General features: G+C 63.3%; 11 protein-coding genes. 3 read left to right on the top strand and 8 right to left on the bottom strand.

Going from position 1 to position 16,179, the window contains the following annotated elements:
* Nucleotide 1 precedes the first annotated feature (1 nt).
* The 4 genes from EN859_RS15220 to EN859_RS15205 form a co-directional block, all read right to left on the bottom strand.
* Nucleotides 2–2,461, bottom strand: a complete 2,460-nt coding sequence (locus EN859_RS15220) for an FAD-dependent oxidoreductase (protein ID WP_189501988.1) — start codon at nt 2,459–2,461, stop codon at nt 2–4.
* Complete coding sequence (locus EN859_RS15215) at nt 2,458–3,639, bottom strand: pyridoxal phosphate-dependent aminotransferase (RefSeq protein WP_127853713.1); 1,182 nt, start codon at nt 3,637–3,639, stop codon at nt 2,458–2,460. Before EN859_RS15215 ends, EN859_RS15220 begins: the two co-directional genes overlap by 4 nt.
* Nucleotides 3,639–6,092: an FAD-dependent oxidoreductase gene (locus EN859_RS15210; RefSeq protein ID WP_127853712.1), complete on the bottom strand. Its 2,454-nt coding sequence runs from the start codon at nt 6,090–6,092 to the stop codon at nt 3,639–3,641. Before EN859_RS15210 ends, EN859_RS15215 begins: the two co-directional genes overlap by 1 nt.
* A 121-nt stretch (nt 6,093–6,213) precedes the next feature.
* Complete coding sequence (locus EN859_RS15205) at nt 6,214–6,801, bottom strand: XRE family transcriptional regulator (RefSeq protein ID WP_127853711.1); 588 nt, start codon at nt 6,799–6,801, stop codon at nt 6,214–6,216.
* 285 nt (nt 6,802–7,086) lie between these two features.
* On the opposite strand from EN859_RS15205, the gene EN859_RS15200 reads away from it, so the two are divergent.
* The gene (locus EN859_RS15200) at nt 7,087–7,785 is read left to right on the top strand and encodes a nitroreductase (RefSeq protein ID WP_127853710.1); all 699 of its coding nucleotides are present in this window, start codon (nt 7,087–7,089) and stop codon (nt 7,783–7,785) included.
* 53 nt (nt 7,786–7,838) lie between these two features.
* On the opposite strand, the gene EN859_RS15195 is transcribed toward EN859_RS15200, so the two are convergent.
* Genes EN859_RS15195 through EN859_RS15180 form a run of 4 tightly spaced genes read right to left on the bottom strand, consistent with a single transcriptional unit; the run spans nt 7,839 to nt 13,020 of the window.
* The gene (locus EN859_RS15195) at nt 7,839–8,471 is read right to left on the bottom strand and encodes a sarcosine oxidase subunit gamma (protein ID WP_127853709.1); all 633 of its coding nucleotides are present in this window, start codon (nt 8,469–8,471) and stop codon (nt 7,839–7,841) included.
* Nucleotides 8,464–11,457, bottom strand: a complete 2,994-nt coding sequence (locus tag EN859_RS15190) for a sarcosine oxidase subunit alpha (RefSeq protein ID WP_127853708.1) — start codon at nt 11,455–11,457, stop codon at nt 8,464–8,466. Before EN859_RS15190 ends, EN859_RS15195 begins: the two co-directional genes overlap by 8 nt.
* On the bottom strand, nt 11,454–11,750 hold the full coding sequence (locus EN859_RS15185) for a sarcosine oxidase subunit delta (protein ID WP_127853707.1): 297 nt from the start codon (nt 11,748–11,750) through the stop codon (nt 11,454–11,456). The genes EN859_RS15190 and EN859_RS15185 overlap by 4 nt, the downstream gene beginning before the upstream one ends.
* Nucleotides 11,751–11,760: 10 nt before the next feature.
* Entirely contained in the window at nt 11,761–13,020 is a 1,260-nt protein-coding gene (locus tag EN859_RS15180) for a sarcosine oxidase subunit beta (RefSeq protein ID WP_127853706.1), read from the bottom strand.
* Between the two features lie 195 nt (nt 13,021–13,215).
* Between EN859_RS15180 and EN859_RS15175 the strand changes: the two genes are divergently transcribed.
* Together EN859_RS15175 and EN859_RS15170 are read left to right on the top strand one after the other, a co-directional pair.
* The gene (locus EN859_RS15175) at nt 13,216–15,705 is read left to right on the top strand and encodes a mechanosensitive ion channel family protein (RefSeq protein WP_127853705.1); all 2,490 of its coding nucleotides are present in this window, start codon (nt 13,216–13,218) and stop codon (nt 15,703–15,705) included.
* A gap of 155 nt (nt 15,706–15,860) precedes the next feature.
* On the top strand, nt 15,861–16,124 hold the full coding sequence (locus EN859_RS15170) for a hypothetical protein (protein ID WP_189501986.1): 264 nt from the start codon (nt 15,861–15,863) through the stop codon (nt 16,122–16,124).
* The last annotated feature ends 55 nt before the right edge of the window (nt 16,125–16,179 follow it).

Here is a 16,179-nt window from a genome sequence, read left to right as displayed (position 1 = left end):
GTTACATCCGCACCCGTTCCGACTTCGGATCATACATCGGCTTCAGCGATGCTTCGGCGGCGAAGCGTTCGCCGGCGATCTCGATTTCGTAGGACGAAGACAGTACGTCAGCCTCGCTTTCGCCTTTGCACGGCACGTAGCCGAGCCCGATCGCGCCGCCCAGGTGGTGGCCGTAATTGCCTGATGTGATCGGGCCGACGATCTTGCCGTCGCGCAGGATCGCCTCATTGTGGAACAGCAACGGTTGCGGGTCTTTCAGGCGGAACTGGACCAGCCGCCGGTCCAATCCGGTTTCTTTCTTCCTCAGGACGGCATCGCGGCCGACGAAGCTGCCTTTTGCCGTCTTCACCGCGAAGCCCAATCCTGCTTCCAGCACATTGTCCTCGTCGGTGATGTCATGGCCGAAATGGCGGAAGGCCTTTTCGATGCGGCAGGAATCCAGCGTATGCAGACCGCACAGCTTTAGGCCAGTTTCCGTCCCGGCCTCGTCGATCACCTCGAAGATATGGGCGGCCTGGTCGGTCGAGACATAAAGCTCCCAGCCGAGCTCGCCGACATAGGTAACGCGGTGGGCGCGGGCCAGCCCCATGCCGATTTCTATCTCCTGAAAGGTACCGAAAGGGTTGGCTTCGTTGGAGAAATCGTTGGGACTCACCTTCTGAATCAGCGTCCTCGCATCCGGTCCCATCAGGCAAAGCACGGCCTCAGCAGCGGTGACGTCGGTGATGACGACGAACTCGTCGGCGAGATGTTTTCTCAGCCAGGCCAGATCGCGCTGCAACGTCGCCCCGGGCACGACAAGGAAGAAGGCCGTTTCCGACAGCCGCGAGACGGTGAGGTCGCTCTCGATACCGCCCCTGGCGTTGAGCATCTGCGTGTAGACGATCTTGCCCGGCGCCACGTCCATGTCGTTGGCGCAGAGCCTCTGCAGGAAGGCACAGGCGTCGCGGCCCTCGACACGGATCTTGCCGAACGAGGTCATGTCGAACAGGCCGACGCCGTTCCTGACCGCCAGATGTTCCTCGCGCTGGTTGTCGAACCAGTTCTGCCGCTTCCACGAATAGCGGTATTCGCGCTCCTGGCCGTCACGGGCGAACCAGTTGGCACGCTCCCAGCCGGCGACTTCGCCGAATACGGCGCCGCGCGCCTTCAGATGTTCGTGCAGCGGCGAACGCCTGACGTTTCGCGAGGTCGCCATCTGGCGGTAGGGGAAATGATCGGCATAGAGCAGGCCGAGCGTTTCGGAGACACGCTCCTTGAGATAGCGGCGGTTCTTCTGGAACGGCTGGGCACGGCGAATGTCGACCTCCCAGAGATCGAAAGGCGCTTCGCCATCGTTGATCCATTGCGCCAGCGCCATGCCGGCGCCACCGGAAGAAACGATGCCGATCGAATTGTAGCCGGTCGCTATCCAGTAGCCGGAAAGCTCCGGCGCCTCGCCGAGATAGTAGCGGTCGTCCGGCGTGAAGCTTTCGGGGCCGTTAAAGAAGGTGTGGATGCCCGCCGTCGCCAGCATCGGCATGCGGTTGACGCCCATTTCGAGGATTGGCTCGAAGTGGTCCATGTCCTCCGGCAACTGGTCGAAGCAGAAGTCCTCGCGGATGCCGTTCATGCCCCAGGGTTTTGCCACCGGCTCGAAGGCGCCAAGCATCATCTTGCCGGCGTCTTCCTTGTAGTAGGCGCACTCGTCCGGCACGCGCAGCACCGGCAGGCGGGTCAGCCCTGGGATCGGCTCGGTGACGAGATAAAAATGCTCGCAGGCATGCAGGGGAATGGTGACGCCGTTCTGTGCCCCGAGCTCACGCGCCCACATGCCGGCGCAATTGACGACGATTTCGGTATCGATCGTGCCTTGTGCTTCGCCCTGTACCCAGGAAACGCCGGTGACGCGGCCATTCTTGGTGTGGACCTTGGTGACCTTCACATTCTCGATGATCGTCGCGCCACGCTGGCGGGCACCCTTGGCCAGCGCCATGGCGATGTTGGCTGGGTCGCACTGGCCGTCGAGCGGCAGATGCACTGCACCGACAACGTCGGAAACATTGAGATGCGGATACATCTCCTTGACTTCCCAAGGCGAAATCTCACGCACGTCGACATCGAACGCGCGGGCGAGAGACGCCTGCCTATAAATCTCGTGCTTGCGCTCCTCGGTCAGCGCCACGGTGATCGAGCCGACCTGCCGCATGCCAGTGCCGACACCGGTCTCGGCTTCGAGCTTGACGTAGAGGTCGGCCGAATATTTGGCCAGCCGCGTCATGTTCTGTGAGCCGCGCAACTGGCCGATCAGGCCGGCGGCGTGCCATGTCGTGCCTGAGGTCAACTGCTTGCGCTCGAGCAGCACGATGTCGGTCCAGCCGAGCTTGGCCAGATGGTAGGCGACCGAGCAGCCGGAGACGCCGCCGCCGATGATGACCGCCCTTGCCTTGGTAGGAATGGCTTTTGCGGGCAGGGCGCTCATGCGGCCTCGCGGCGATAGTTGGACGCGAAGCGGCGCAAGCGAAGGGCTGCTTCCGTCAGCACCGGCTCGGGCTGGCAGAGGCTGACGCGGATGTGGCCGGCGGCGGCCTCGCCGAAGCTGGAACCAGGCATGACGCCGACCTTTTCCTTGTCGAGGAAGGCCCAGGCGAATTTCTCGTCGTCCGGCTCGATGGCTGATATGTCGAGCATGACATACATGCCGCCTTCGGAACCGCGCACGGTGACGTTGTTCATGCCGCGCATGGCATCGAGCAGGACGGTGCGCCGCGCGGCATAGCGTTCGGCGATCTCCTTGACGCCGTAACCGTTTTCGAGCGCCTCTGCGCAAGCGAGGCTGATGAAGGCGGGCAGGCCGTAGGTCGTCACCAGATTGAGGTTGACCAGCAGCGACATCATCTCCTCGGGCCCGGTCAGCCAGCCCATGCGCCAGCCGGTCATGCCGTGGCTCTTCGACATCGAATTGATGACCAGCGTGCGTTCCGCCATGCCAGGCAGTGAACGCGGCGAAATGTGCTCGCCGCCGCCCAGCGTCCAGTAGACCTCGTCCGTCAACAGCCAGAGGTCATGCTCCCTGCAGATCTGCGCCAACTCTTCCAGCCGCTGGCGCGAATAGACCGCACCCGTCGGGTTGTTCGGCGTGTTGATGAGGATGGCGCGCGTATTGGGTCGAAGTGCGGCGCGGATGTCGGCGGCTCGCGGCTGGAAGCTGTCCTCGGCGGGTGTCTCGACGATGGTGAAATCGGCGCCCGCTGCACTGAACGTGTTGGGATAGGTCGCGTAGTAAGGCGCGACCACGATTGCATGGTCGCCTTGGTCGAGAACGGCTTGCACCGCCGCATAGAGTGCTGCCTGGCCGCCCGGTGTGGCGATGACCTGATCGGGATTTGTCGCAATGCCGGTGCATGCAGTGGAAGCTGCTGCCATCGCCTTGCGCAGGCGCGGAATGCCGGGAAGCGGGGTGTAGTGGTGATTGCTGGCGCGAACCGCCGTCACGCAGGCCTCGATCGTCTGCGTCGGCGTATCGAAATCATGGTCGCCGACCGACAGCAGGATGATGTCCTCGCCGGCCTCCCTGCGTGTCCAGGCAGCGAAATGAACCTCCCAGCCGTCCTTGCCCGAAGGCACGATGCCGGAAATGCGCGATGATGGTTGGGGCATTATGCTCTTAGCCTCTCGTTCTTCGGATCCCACAGGGGTTCGTCTTTCTGTACGACCGCCTTGAAGCGGTCGCCGAAGATCTCGATTTCGACCGCGGTTCCCGGCTCGGTGAGGTCGGCGCGCAGCATGCCTAGCGCGATCGACTTGTCGATGCGGTGACCCCAGCCACCGGACGTCGTCTCGCCGACGATCTGGCCGTCATGCCACAGCGTCGACATGTAAGGCGCGTCGCAATCGCCGGGGTTTTCGACGGTCAACGTGACGAAGCGTTTCTTCACGCCCTGCTGCTTCTCGTTCTGCAGCGCCGCCTTGCCGCGGAAATCGGGCTTGTCCCATTTGACGAAACGCTCGAGCCCGCCCTGCAGGATCGAGTAGTCGGTCGAAAGGTCGCCCTTCCAGGCGCGGTAGCCTTTTTCGAGCCGGAGCGAGTCCAGCGCGAACATGCCGAACGGCTTCAGTCCGTGCTTCTGGCCGGCCGCCCAGATGGCATCGAAGATGGCGGCGGTGTCTTCGACCTTGCTGTGGATTTCCCAGCCAAGCTCGCCGGCGAAGGATACGCGCACCAGTTTCGCCCAGCGGCCGGCGATTGCCGTCTCCTGATGCGTCAGCCAGGGCAAAGCGAGATCGGCGTTGCAAAGTTCGGCGAGGATCTTTCGCGAATTGGGTCCGGCAAGGATCTGGGTGGAGTATTCCTCCGTCCGGTCGATCAGCTTGAAAGTCGCGTCCTTGGGTATGCGCGATTGCAGCCACTCGAAATCGTGCCATTGCGCCACTGCGGCAGTGATCAACGTCATCAGGTTCTCGTCGTGGCGCACCACCGACATTTCGGTGACGATGCGGCCTTTGTCGTCGGCAAAGTAGACGAGGCCGATGCGGCCGGGTTTCGGCACCAGACCGGTGACCTGCCGGCTCAGCCATTCGGCAGCATTCGGACCGTCGAGGTTGAAGCGGGAAAAACCCGGCAGGTCGAGAATGCCGGCGGCGTCGCGCACCGCGAGGCACTCCTCGCGGACACGATGCTGCCACGGCCCGTCGCGGCGGAAGGTCAAAGTGGACTGTTCGGACACATCGTCGCCGGCTTGCGCATACCAAGTCGCACGCTCCCAGCCATTATAGGCATCGAAGCGGGCGCCGAGCGCCTTGATGCGATCATGGATCGGCGACAGTTTGCGGTCGCGCCCAGCGGGCCAGGCATGGCGCGGAAACTGGATTGCGTATTCGTTGCCGTAGATTTCCATGCCCTTGGCGACACAGTAATCCGGGGCCGAGGCAAAGGCGGTGAAGCGGCGCGGATCGCAGGACCACATGTCCCATTCGGTCTGGCCTTGCGTCACCCATTCGGCCAGCACCTTGCCGGCGCCGCCGCCCTGGGCGATGCCAAAGGTGAAGACGCAGGCCTCGAAGGCGTTCGGCACGCCGGGCATCGGCCCGATCAGCGGGTTGCCGTCCGGCGCATAGGGGATCGGTCCGTTGATGACTTTGGACAGTCCGGCGGTGCCGAGGATCGGCACGCGGGCGACGGCATCCGCCAGATAGTGCTCCAGCCGGTCGAGATCGTCGGGGAACAGCTGGAATGAAAAATCGTCCGGCATCGGGTCGTTGTGGCCGACCCAGTGGGCGCGGCAATTGCGTTCATAGGGGCCGAGATTCATGCCGTTCTTTTCCTGACGCAGATAGTAGGAGGTATCGACATCGCGCAGCAGCGGCAGCTTGCTGCCATGCTCTTTCGACCATGCGGCCAGTTCGGGGATTTCCTCGAACAGGATGTATTGGTGGCTCATCACCACCATCGGCACGTCACGACCGAACATCTTGCCGACTTCGGCGGCGCGGTAGCCGGCGGCGTTGACGACGATCTCGCAGCGGATCTCGCCTTGCGCCGTCTCGACCACCCACTCGTCGTTGTCGCAGCGCACACCGGTAACCGGGCAGAAACGGATGATCTTCGCACCCCTATCGCGGGCGCCCTTGGCCAGCGCCTGGGTCAGCTGCGCCGGGTCGATGTCGCCGTCGCTCGGATCGTAGAGCGCACCCTTGAGGTCGTGTGTCTCGATGAACGGGTAGCGACGCTTGATCTCGTCGAGCCCGACCACGTCGATATCCATGCCCTGGTAGCGGCCCATGCCCTTGGCGCGCTGGAACTCCTGCATCCGCTCGGCCGTATGGGCGAGCCTGAGCGAACCTGTGACGTGGTAGTTCATGGGGTAGCCGACCTCGTCGGCCAGCCCGCGATAGAGCTCGGTCGAATAGCGCTGCATGTTCATCAGCGACCATGATGAGGAGAAGGTCGGCACGTTGCCGGCCGCATGCCAGGTCGAACCGGAGGTCAGCTCGTTCTTTTCCAGAAGCACGCAGTCGGTCCAGCCCGCCTTGGCGAGATGGTAGAGCGAGGAGGCGCCGACGACACCGCCTCCGATGATCACCACGCGTGCCGCGGTCGGCAAACCGGCCATGTTCTTCTCCAGCCCTTGAAGCGCGTTGCATCAATGAGGTTCATGCGACGCGCTTCAAATTTTGTTTTGATGCATGTCGTTGTCCCAAACCGCAGCGCACTTTTGGGCGACATGCATTCGTTCAATAAACAGGCGGCGAAACCACCCAGATGACGACCGCCGGCTCGGCGCCCGGATTGCGCCAGCGGAACGGCTTGCCTTCGAAGCGAAAACTGTCGCCTTCGCCAAGCCGGTGCCAGATGCCCGATATCTCGATGTCGAAGGTACCGGAAGCGACATATCCGGCTTCCTCCGTTGGCCGTTGCGCTTCGGTCTTCAGCTCCGCGCCCGGTGCAAAGACCGAACGTAGCATCTCGAAGCTACCGCCGAGATCGGGCGACAGAAGCTCCTCCACCAGTCCGGATTCGCTTGTGCCAAGCGAGCGGCGGCTGCCGGCGCGCACGACCACGCCGCGCTCCTTCTCGACCGGCACGTCGTGGCTAAAGAACAGGCTGACCGGCACGCCGAACAATTCAGCGAAGGCTCTGAGATCGCCGAGCGATGGTATCGACAGGCCGCGCTCGACCTGGCTGACCCAGCCGACCGAGCGGCCGAGCTTCAGACCGATTTCGGCAAGCGTCAATCCGCGAGCCTTGCGCAGCGCCCTGATATCGCCGGCCAGCAGCCGTTCACCGTTTTCCTGCTCCGACCTGATAGCGGTTGAGGGCATGCCCTTTTTCTCGATGAAAAATCTCAGATAAATTTCATGAGATGCCAGGCTCGTGAAAAAATCAAGAGGATTTTCATGCGACCACAAGATTTGCTTGCGCCGTTTTGATGGTTGATGCAAAGGCTCGGCCACGAACGGCGAGTGGGGGCGTCCGGTCGACACCCACGATAGAGTGCGGCGCGCACAATCGGACGCGCAAAGCACGCTCTATCACGCTAGAATCCGCGCCATGATCCCTTCCCGGAACCGATTCCGGTTTCAGGGATCGCGCCAAGGGACAACCCCATGCTGGACAACAACTCCCGGATAGCCACGGCGATCGTCGAGGAGGCGATCACGTCGCGCCGTTCGGTGCGGGCCTTCCTGCCCGACATGGTCGACGACGACACGATCCGCGCCATTCTTTCTGTTGCCGCGCGTGCACCTTCGGGCACCAACATGCAGCCCTGGCGGGTCTACGTGACCAAGGGCGAGGTCAAGCAGCGGATCACCGACGCCATCCTCAACTCCGGCATTCGCGCCGAAAAGGCAGAGTGGGACGAGTATCGCTACTACCCCGACCAGTTCTTCGAGCCCTATCTCACCCGGCGGCGGGCGAACGGCTTCGGCCTCTACGGCGTGCTCGGCATCGGCCGGCGTGAGGTCGACAGGATGCGCGCCCAGCACGACCGCAACTTCGTCTTCTTCGACGCGCCGGTCGGCATGATCTTCACCGTCGACCGGCGGCTGAACAAGGGGTCGTGGATCGACTACGGCATGTTCCTGCAGAACATCATGGTGGCGGCGCGGGGCAGGGGCCTGCATACCTGCCCGCAGGCCGCCTTCGCACCCTATCACCGGCAGATAAGGCCGGTGCTCAACATCCCCGACGAGGAGATCGTCGTCTGCGGCATGGCGCTCGGCCATGAGGACACGTCCAAGCCGGAAAACGAGTTCCGCACCGACCGCGCGCCGCTGGAAGAGTGGGTGACGTTCGCCAAGTGAGGCAACCGCGGCCAGTCAACTGCCTCTGTCCTGTGCTACCAATCGTCTGCCGTCTATTGCACTTCGTAGCCGACTTCCTCGCTGGCATGGCAGAGCGCCTTCCAGAACGAGCGTGCAAACGAGCGGAACACGTAGATATCGAACTGATCGGCGCCGGTGCGCTGGATTTGGGCGAAAATGTCGTGATGATTGGTGGAGCGGCCCGCGCCCAACGGGAAGGCCGGCAGCGCAAAATCTATGGCGAAGAACTTTGCCAACACCCATTCGGCTTTTGGCCCGGCGATGCGGATCGCGGTGCGTCCATGCGAAAGGTCGGTGAGGGTGCCGATAGCCGGGGTGACGACATCGGCAAAGGCCAAGGCAAGGCCCTCGGCCTCATCGACTACGGTGAATTTTCCCGGCGCAAAGCCAAATACCGATCTAACGCCGTTGGTGCTGCCGCCGCCGGCGCCATCGGGCAAGGTGAGACCGGTAACGGTGCGGATGCCAGATATCAGCTGCTTCTCTTCGCCCGGCCAAGCGGCAAGCTGCAGGATCGACCCCGGCTTGGTTTCGGAGAGGATCACGTCGACGCCGTGCTCGAAATTGCCATGCGAGCCGGGATGCAGTGCCGGCTCAAGCGGTGATAAATGCTCAGGTAACTGGCGCTCAGGTGATTGGCGTTCAGGTGATTGGCGTTCAGCCATGCATACGGCTCCCGTCTGGGTCGAAGAAGTGGTTGGAGACGATCTCGATCGGCCCGAACCGGTTGCGCAGCGGGTCGGAGACATAGGCGCGTGTGCCGTGCCGCTGCTTGCCGCCCTTGACCAAGGCAAGCGCGATGTACTTGCCGAGCGCCGGCGAATAGCAGCAGGCGGTGATATGGCCGATGGAATCGTGCGGATTGGCCTCATCAAGCTGCTCGACGACATGCGCGCCGCCGCTGGGCGGCCGGTTGTCCAGCGAAATCAGACCGACGAGCTGCAGGCGGTCGGGGGCAATCAGGCCCTCGCGATCCATCATCGCCGAGCCGATGAAGGGTTTTTTCTTGGACAGCATCCAGTCGAGATGGAGGTCGCGCGCCGTGGTGCGGCCGTCGATCTCGGCGCCGGTGACATGGCCCTTCTCGATGCGCAGGGTACCTAACGCCTCAAGGCCGTAGGTCACCAACCCGAACGGTTTGCCGGCATCGATCAGCGCTTCCCAGACATGGGTACCGTAGCCGGCGCCGCAATAGACCTCGAAGGCCATTTCGCCTGAGAAGGAGAGCCGGCAGATCATCACCGGCACGCCGGCGACCTTGCCGTGCACGATGCCCATGAACGGCAGTGCGGCGTTGTCGACGGCCGTGCCGGTGACGCAGGTGGCAAGAATTGCCCTGGCCTTCGGCCCGCCGATCGCCGCCCCGGCCCATTGATCGGTCACCGAGGTGACATGGACCTTCAGCTCTGGCCAGATGACGTCGAGGAAATATTCCAGATGCTGCATCACCTTGCCGGCATTGGCCGTGGTGGTGGTCATCAGGAAATCCTGTTCGCCAAGCCGCCAGGTGGTGCCGTCGTCGAAAGCGATACCGTCCTCACGCAGCATCAGCCCGTAGCGCGCCTTGCCGACGGGCAGTGTCGAAAACATGTTGGTGTAGACCCGGTCGAGGAATTCCGCCGCGTCCGGACCCTGCACGGCGATCTTGCCCAGCGTCGAGACATCGACAATGCCGGCGCTCTCGCGCGTCGCTTTGGCTTCGCGCACATAAGCCTGCTCGATGGTCTCGCCGGCCAGGCCGTAGATCATCGGCCGATACCAGAGCCCGGCGGAATACATGGTCGCGCCGTTGGCAACGTGCCAGTCGTGCATCGGCGTCAGCCGCTCCGGCTTCAGGTCGCCGAAGCGCTCGGCCGCCAGCGAGCCGATTGACACTGCCGTGAACGGCGGGCGAAAGCGCGTCGTGCCGACTTCCGGGATCGGCTTGCCCAGCGCCTCGGCCATGATTGCGAGGCCCGGTATATTGGAACTCTTGCCCTGGTCGGTCGCCATGCCGAGCGTGGTGTAGCGCTTCAGGTGCTCGACCGAGACGAAGCCTTCGCGATGGGCAAGCCGCACATCCTCCGCCGTCACGTCGTGCTGGAAGTCGACGAAGCTTTTGCCACTAGCCTTGATCTCGAACACTGGCGCCGGATCAGGATCGCCAGGTGCTGCCTCGACGACCGGCACAGTAGACTGGGTGTTTGTCCCACCTGCTGCGGAAAGACCGGCTGCACGGCCTTCGGCAATTGCCTCGGTCGTGGAAAAACTGCCGGTGAAGGCGCCAGCGCCGATCCAGCGCTGCGTCGGCTTGGGTGGCAGGAAGGCCTGGCGGGCGGCATCCCATACCGCCCTGGCGCCGGCCTGGCTGGCCAGGTGGATGGTCGGCGACCAGCCGCCCGACATCAGTAGGCAGTCGGCATGGACGCTGCGCGCCTCGCCGCTCAGTGCGCCGCTGGTCATGTCGAAGCGTTGCAGCTTGATGCCGGAAAGCGCTTTACCCCCTTCGGTGGCGACCACGGCGTGACCAGAGAAAATCTCCGCTTCGGCCTTAGTGGCCAGCTTGCGCATCTCGCTCGAAAGCTCCGGGCGCACGTCGATGATCGCGACGATGGCGGCGCCCGCCTTCTTCAATGCAACGGCTGAGCGATAGGCGCTGTCATTGTTGGTGAACAGCGCGATCCGCTCGCCTGGCAGCACGCCATATTCGTTGGCATAGCGTTCGGCGGCATGCGCCAGCATGACACCCGGCCGGTCATTGCCCGGGAACACCAATGGCCGCTCGAAGGAGCCGGTGGCCAGCACCACCGACTTGGCGCGAATGGCCCAATAGCGATGGCGCGGTTCGCCCCTGCCTGGAATTTCCTTGTGGTCGGTGACCCGCTCGAGCGCGGCAAGGGTGTTGCCGTCATAATAGCCCCACACCGTGGTGCGCGGCAGCAGGCGGACATTGTCATGACCTTCGAACTGGCCGGCGGTGCGTGCTGCCCAGTCGGCGGCCGGCATGCCGTCGATCGTCTCGCCTGACCAGTTGGCCGAGCCGCCGAAATGCGGTTCGAGCTCGGCAAGGATGACGCGGGCACCCTGATCGGCGGCAGCCTTGGCGGCCATCAGCCCGGCCGGACCGGAGCCCACAACCAGCACGTCGCAAAAGGCGTTCATGCGCCCGTAGCGTGCCGTGTCGGGAGCGAGCCCGGCCCTGCCAAGTCCGGCGGCGCGGCGGATGAAATGCTCGCAGAACATCCAGAAGCGTGTGCCCTTCAGCGGCCCGATCGCCGGCCCCATGAAGGTCTTGTAGTAGAAGCCGGCCGACAGCAGCTTGCCGCCGAGCTGGTTGACGGCGCTGACATCCCAGGCAAGCGACGGGAAACGATTCTGGCTGACAGCCGTCAGCCCGTCATAGATTTCCACCATGGTCGCGGGGATGTTCGGTTCGCGAACTTCGCCCCGCAGTACCGTCACCAGGGCGTTCGGCTCCTCGACGCCTGCGGTCAGCAGACCGCGCGGCCGGTGATACTTGAACGAGCGTCCGAACAGGGTGACGCCGCTAGCGAGCAGCGCCGAAGCAAGCGTGTCGCCGGCATGGCCGGTATAGGACGCGCCATCGAAGGTGAAGCGAATGGTTCGCAGCCGATCGATCCGGCCGCCGGTCTCGGTGCGGCGCGGGCTCACGACTTGCCCTCCGCCTTGTGGCGCGCACCGGATTTATGGTCGCCGCGCGCGAAGGCGGCGCTGGAAATCTCGTGCGTCAGCGTGTTGCGCACGACCTTGAGATGGGCGCGGCAGCCGCCGGAATGCTGCCAGATCTCGTTGTGGTCGCCGGCCGGGTTTAGCCGCTCGTAGACATAGGCGTTCCAGGCGTCGAGGTCCTGTGAGGCAGGTTGAGGGCGCTGGCGGTTGCCGTCGCCCTGATAGGTGAACTCGATGACGTCGCGCGGGCCGCAATAGGGGCAGGTGATGAGCATGGTATCCTACCTAATGCAGCCGCGGGGTCGCGCCCTGGCCCTTGTCGTCGATCAACAGGCCACTGTAGAAGCGGTCGAGCGTGAAGGGCGCGTTGAGATCGTGTGGCTCGTCCTTGGCGATGGTCCAGGCAAAGCACCAGCCGGAGGCTGGCGTCGCCTTGAAGCCGCCGTAGCACCAGCCGCAGTTGAGATACATGCCCGGCAGCGGGCCGGTGGTTATGATCGGTGAGCCATCCATCGACATGTCGCAGACACCGCCCCATGAGCGCAGCATTCGGACACGGGCGAGGCCCGGAAACAGCGCCAGCATCTCGCTCATCACTTCATCGACGATCGGCAGGCTGCCGCGCTGGGCGTAGCTGTTGTAACCGTCGAGATCGCCGCCATAGACAAGGCCGCCCTTGTCCGACTGCGACATGTAGAAATGACCCATGCCGAAGGTCAGGACGGTATCGATGAACGGTTTCAGCGATTCCGTGACGAAGGCCTGCAGCACATAGCTCTCGATCGGCATCGTCTCGATGCCGGCAAGCTGCATCACCTGCCCGGTGCTGCCGGCCACGGCGACCGCCACCTTCCTGGCGCGGATCTCGCCGCGCGTCGTCGACACGCCGGTGATGCGGTCGCCGTCGCGCAGGAAGCCGGTGACCTCGCAGTTCTCGATGATGTCGACGCCGCGGCGATCGGCGCCGCGCGCATAACCCCAGGCTACGGCGTCGTGGCGGGCGGTGCCGGCGCGCCGTTGCATTAGGCCGCCGACAATCGGGAAGCGTGCGTTGCCTGAGACGTCCAGCGTCGGCACCAGGCGCGCGATCTCGGCCGTCGTCATCAGTTCGGCGTCGACGCCAAGATGGCGCATGGCGTTGCCGCGCCGGGCATAATCGTCCAACTGGGCGGGCGTGTGCGCAAGGTTCAGGCAGCCGCGCTGCGAGAACATGACGTTGTAGTTGAGATCGTGCGAAAGGTTCTCCCACAGCTTCATCGAATGTTCGTAGAAGCGCGTGTTGGCAGGCAGAAGGTAGTTGGAGCGGACAGCGGTGGTGTTGCGGCCGACATTGCCGGAGCCCAGCCAGCCTTTCTCCAGCACCGCGACGTTGGTGATGCCGTGCTCCTTGGCGAGATAATAGGCGGTCGACAGCCCGTGTCCGCCACCGCCGATGATGATCACATCATAGGAGGCCTTGGGGTCCGGCTTGCGCCAGGCCGGCTTCCAGTCCTTGTTGCCGTTGAACGCGTTTTTGAGAAGCGAAAAGGCCGAATATTCCGCCATGTATTGCCATCCGTTGCGGGCGATGCGGCAGACTATAGAGCAGGCTGCCGCCCCAAAGCCAATATTGCGCCATCGCTTTTCGACTGGCCGACGCTGAAAGCCGGCCGCTCGGGACGGCTTGCCCCGTGGTATGAGCGTCTTTATCAAGGACAGGCTAGAACCCGCCTTAGCTGTCCGCGAGTCGTCAGACACATCATGTTCTTCCGCTTGCTCCGTCTCGTCCTGCTCCTGGCGCTTGTCGTCTCGGCGCCGCTGTCGTTCGGCGCCGCCGCGCAAGGGCTCGCCCAGGCCCCCGCCGGGTTGGTCGCCGATCAGCAGAAAATCCTGCAGGACCTGACGACAAAGACCGACAATCTCGAGAAGAAAATCCAGCAGGACAGCGAGGACGACGCCAGCCTTGTCGATATCCGCCTGCAGCTCGAGGAGTTGTCACGGAACTCGCTGAACAGCGCGTTAGCTTTCCGTCCGCGCCTTGCTGAGATCAATGCAAGGCTCGACCAACTCGGTGCGCCGCCGGCTGCGGGCCAGCCGCCGGAGCCCGATATCGTAACCGCCGAACGCCAGGCGCTGGCATCCGAAAAGGCCGAGATCAATGCGGTCATTGCCACGGCGCAAAACCTGTCGATCCGCGTCAGCGGCCTGATCGACCGGATCGGCAACATGCGCAGCGAGCTGTTTCGCAATCTGCTCACCAAGCGCTACGTGCTATCCGACGCGCTGAGCCCCGAGGTCGTCTCCGATGCCCACGAGGAGTTCACCGGTTTCTACAAGGCCGTGTCATCCTGGCTGATCTTCGCCTTCAAATTCAAATTCCAGGCCGTGCTCGCCGCGACCCTGATGGCGCTCGTTCTGGCAGCGGTGCTTTTGGTCGGCGGCCGGCGCCTGTTTGGGCGTGTGTTCGAGGCCGACCCTGGCGTCGAGGACCCGTCCTATCTCAGCCGGCTGTCGGTGGCGTTCTGGTCGACATTGCTGCCGACGCTGGCGGTCGGTGCCTTCCTTGTCTCGACCGTTTTCTTTTTCAACTATTACAACGTTTTGCGCGGCGACATCGGCGTCTTTCTTAACGCTCTGGTTGCCGTCATCGCAGTGGTGTTCTGCGTCAATCGGCTGACCAATGCGGCGCTGGAGCCGCAGCTGCCGAACTGGCGTCTCATTCCCGTCGAAACGGGCCCGGCACGCTGGCTGGTGCGGCTGACTACCGCCATGGCTGTCGTCATCGGCGTCAACAATTTCCTGTCGGTCGTCAACGACAAGATGGGCTCGCCACTGTCGGTGACCATCGCCAGAAGTTTTGTCGCCACCATCGTCGTCGGCGTCATCCTGATCCTGATGGGGCTGCTGAAACCGTTCAAGGCCTCCGACGGAACCTGGCGCCCGTGGCCGACATGGCTGCGCTACACCTCGGTCGCGCTAGGCCTCTTCACCATCGCAGCGGCGTTGCTCGGCTATATCGGCCTTGCCATTTTCGTCTCGCTGCAGGTCGTGGTCACCGGCACTATTCTGGTCACCGCCTATATCGGCTTCCTGTCGGCGCGGGCGATCGGCGAGGAAGGCGGCTTTGCCGATACCTCGATCGGGCGCTGGCTGTCGGCCAATTCAAGCTATGACGAGACTGCGCTCGACCAGCTCGGACTGGTCGTCGGCGTCGCCATCAACCTGATGATCGTCCTGGTGTTCCTGCCGCTGATCCTGTTGATGTGGGGGTTCCAGCCCGGCGACATCCAGGCTTGGGGCTACAAGCTGGCAACCGGCCTAACGATCGGCTCGGTCACCATCTCGGTTACCGGCATCCTCACCGGTGTCGTCGTCTTCATCATCGGCTATTTCCTGACGCGCTGGTTCCAGGGCTGGCTCGATGGCTCGGTCATGGCGCGCGGCAAGGTCGACACCGGCGTGCGCAACTCGATCCGGCTGGCGGTCGGCTATGCCGGCGTTGCGGTTGCCGCGCTGGTCGGCGTCTCGGCCGCCGGCATCGATCTTTCCAACCTGGCGCTCGTCGCCGGCGCTCTTTCCCTCGGTATCGGCTTTGGCCTGCAGAACGTTGTCTCCAACTTCGTCTCGGGCCTGATCCTGCTGGCCGAGCGGCCGTTCAAGGTCGGCGACTGGATCGTCGCCGGCGATACCACCGGCACCGTTAAGAAGATCAGCGTGCGCGCCACCGAGATCGAGACTTTCCAGCGGCAATCGGTGATCCTGCCCAATTCAAACCTGATCAACAACGCCGTCGGCAACTGGACCCACCGCAACAAGCTTGGTCGCGTCGATATCAAGGTCGGCGTTGCCTATGGCAGCGACGTCAAGCGGGTGCATGCGCTCCTGCTGGAGATCGCGCGCAGCCACCCCCTGGTGCTGAAGAACCCCGAACCCTTCGTGCTGTTCGCCAATTTCGGAGCAGCGGCGCTTGATTTCGAAATCCGCGTGTTCCTCGCCGATGTGCTGAACGGCAACGTCGTGCAGAACGACATACGGTTCGCCATCCTTGATATTTTCAGCAGCGAGCACATTGAGATTCCGTCGACGCCGCGCGCCGTCGTCGAAACCAAGAAGCATGAGGCATGGCCGATCGACGACGACAAGATCGAAGCCGAATTCGCCGAGCGCGAACTGGCGGAGGCTGAAGCCGCAGTCGAGAAGAAACGCCTGGCCAAATCCGGACGCAAGGCCCGCAAGCCCGACCCGGATTAGGCGCCTTGAGGCAAGCTTTGTCGCGCGAAGGCCAATTGCGGCATGAATGCGGCATTCAGTTGCGGTTCAGCTTCCATGTCATATAAGCTCACATGCAAAGGGCGAGAATGCCTTGCGAAATGCAACAGAGGCGGTGTGAAACACCGATATTGCAAATGTGGAAGTCTCTCGTCGCCGCCATCACTTTTCTTGCCGTGGGTGGTTCGGCTTTTGCCGCCAGCGCGGTCAACAAGGACACCGAGACCCGCACGCTGATCGTGACGGAAGGCGGCGGCAAGACGGAACTGGCGCTGGCTGCCGGCGAAACCGTGGAATTCTGCCCGAATGGCTGTTTCGTCACCTTGCCCAATGGTGACCTCGAGGCCCTGACCGGATCGGAAACGGTGGAGATTTCGGGCGGCGTCGGCCGTATCAAGTAAAGTCGGCGACATGATTTCCGGAGGCCGGGCAACTGCCCGGCCTTTTATTGTTTCT

The sequence above is a fragment of the Mesorhizobium sp. M00.F.Ca.ET.216.01.1.1 genome (assembly GCF_004010325.2).
GTDB lineage: Bacteria > Pseudomonadota > Alphaproteobacteria > Rhizobiales > Rhizobiaceae > Mesorhizobium.
Note: the sequence above shows the minus strand (reverse complement) of the source record. Positions and strands in the feature narration are given on the sequence as shown.

What these genes read in the sequence shown, in the direction of transcription:
- EN859_RS15170 (WP_189501986.1), top strand. Translation starts at nt 15,861, where the DNA reads ATGTGGAAGTCTCTCGTCGCCGCCATCACTTTTCTTGCCGTGGGTGGT.
- EN859_RS15200 (WP_127853710.1), top strand. Translation starts at nt 7,087, where the DNA reads ATGCTGGACAACAACTCCCGGATAGCCACGGCGATCGTCGAGGAGGCG.
- EN859_RS15195 (WP_127853709.1), bottom strand. Translation starts at nt 8,471, where the DNA reads ATGGCTGAACGCCAATCACCTGAACGCCAATCACCTGAGCGCCAGTTA.
- EN859_RS15210 (WP_127853712.1), bottom strand. Translation starts at nt 6,092, where the DNA reads ATGGCCGGTTTGCCGACCGCGGCACGCGTGGTGATCATCGGAGGCGGT.
- EN859_RS15180 (WP_127853706.1), bottom strand. Translation starts at nt 13,020, where the DNA reads ATGGCGGAATATTCGGCCTTTTCGCTTCTCAAAAACGCGTTCAACGGC.
- EN859_RS15175 (WP_127853705.1), top strand. Translation starts at nt 13,216, where the DNA reads ATGTTCTTCCGCTTGCTCCGTCTCGTCCTGCTCCTGGCGCTTGTCGTC.
- EN859_RS15205 (WP_127853711.1), bottom strand. Translation starts at nt 6,801, where the DNA reads ATGCCCTCAACCGCTATCAGGTCGGAGCAGGAAAACGGTGAACGGCTG.
- EN859_RS15185 (WP_127853707.1), bottom strand. Translation starts at nt 11,750, where the DNA reads ATGCTCATCACCTGCCCCTATTGCGGCCCGCGCGACGTCATCGAGTTC.
- EN859_RS15220 (WP_189501988.1), bottom strand. Translation starts at nt 2,461, where the DNA reads ATGAGCGCCCTGCCCGCAAAAGCCATTCCTACCAAGGCAAGGGCGGTC.
- EN859_RS15215 (WP_127853713.1), bottom strand. Translation starts at nt 3,639, where the DNA reads ATGCCCCAACCATCATCGCGCATTTCCGGCATCGTGCCTTCGGGCAAG.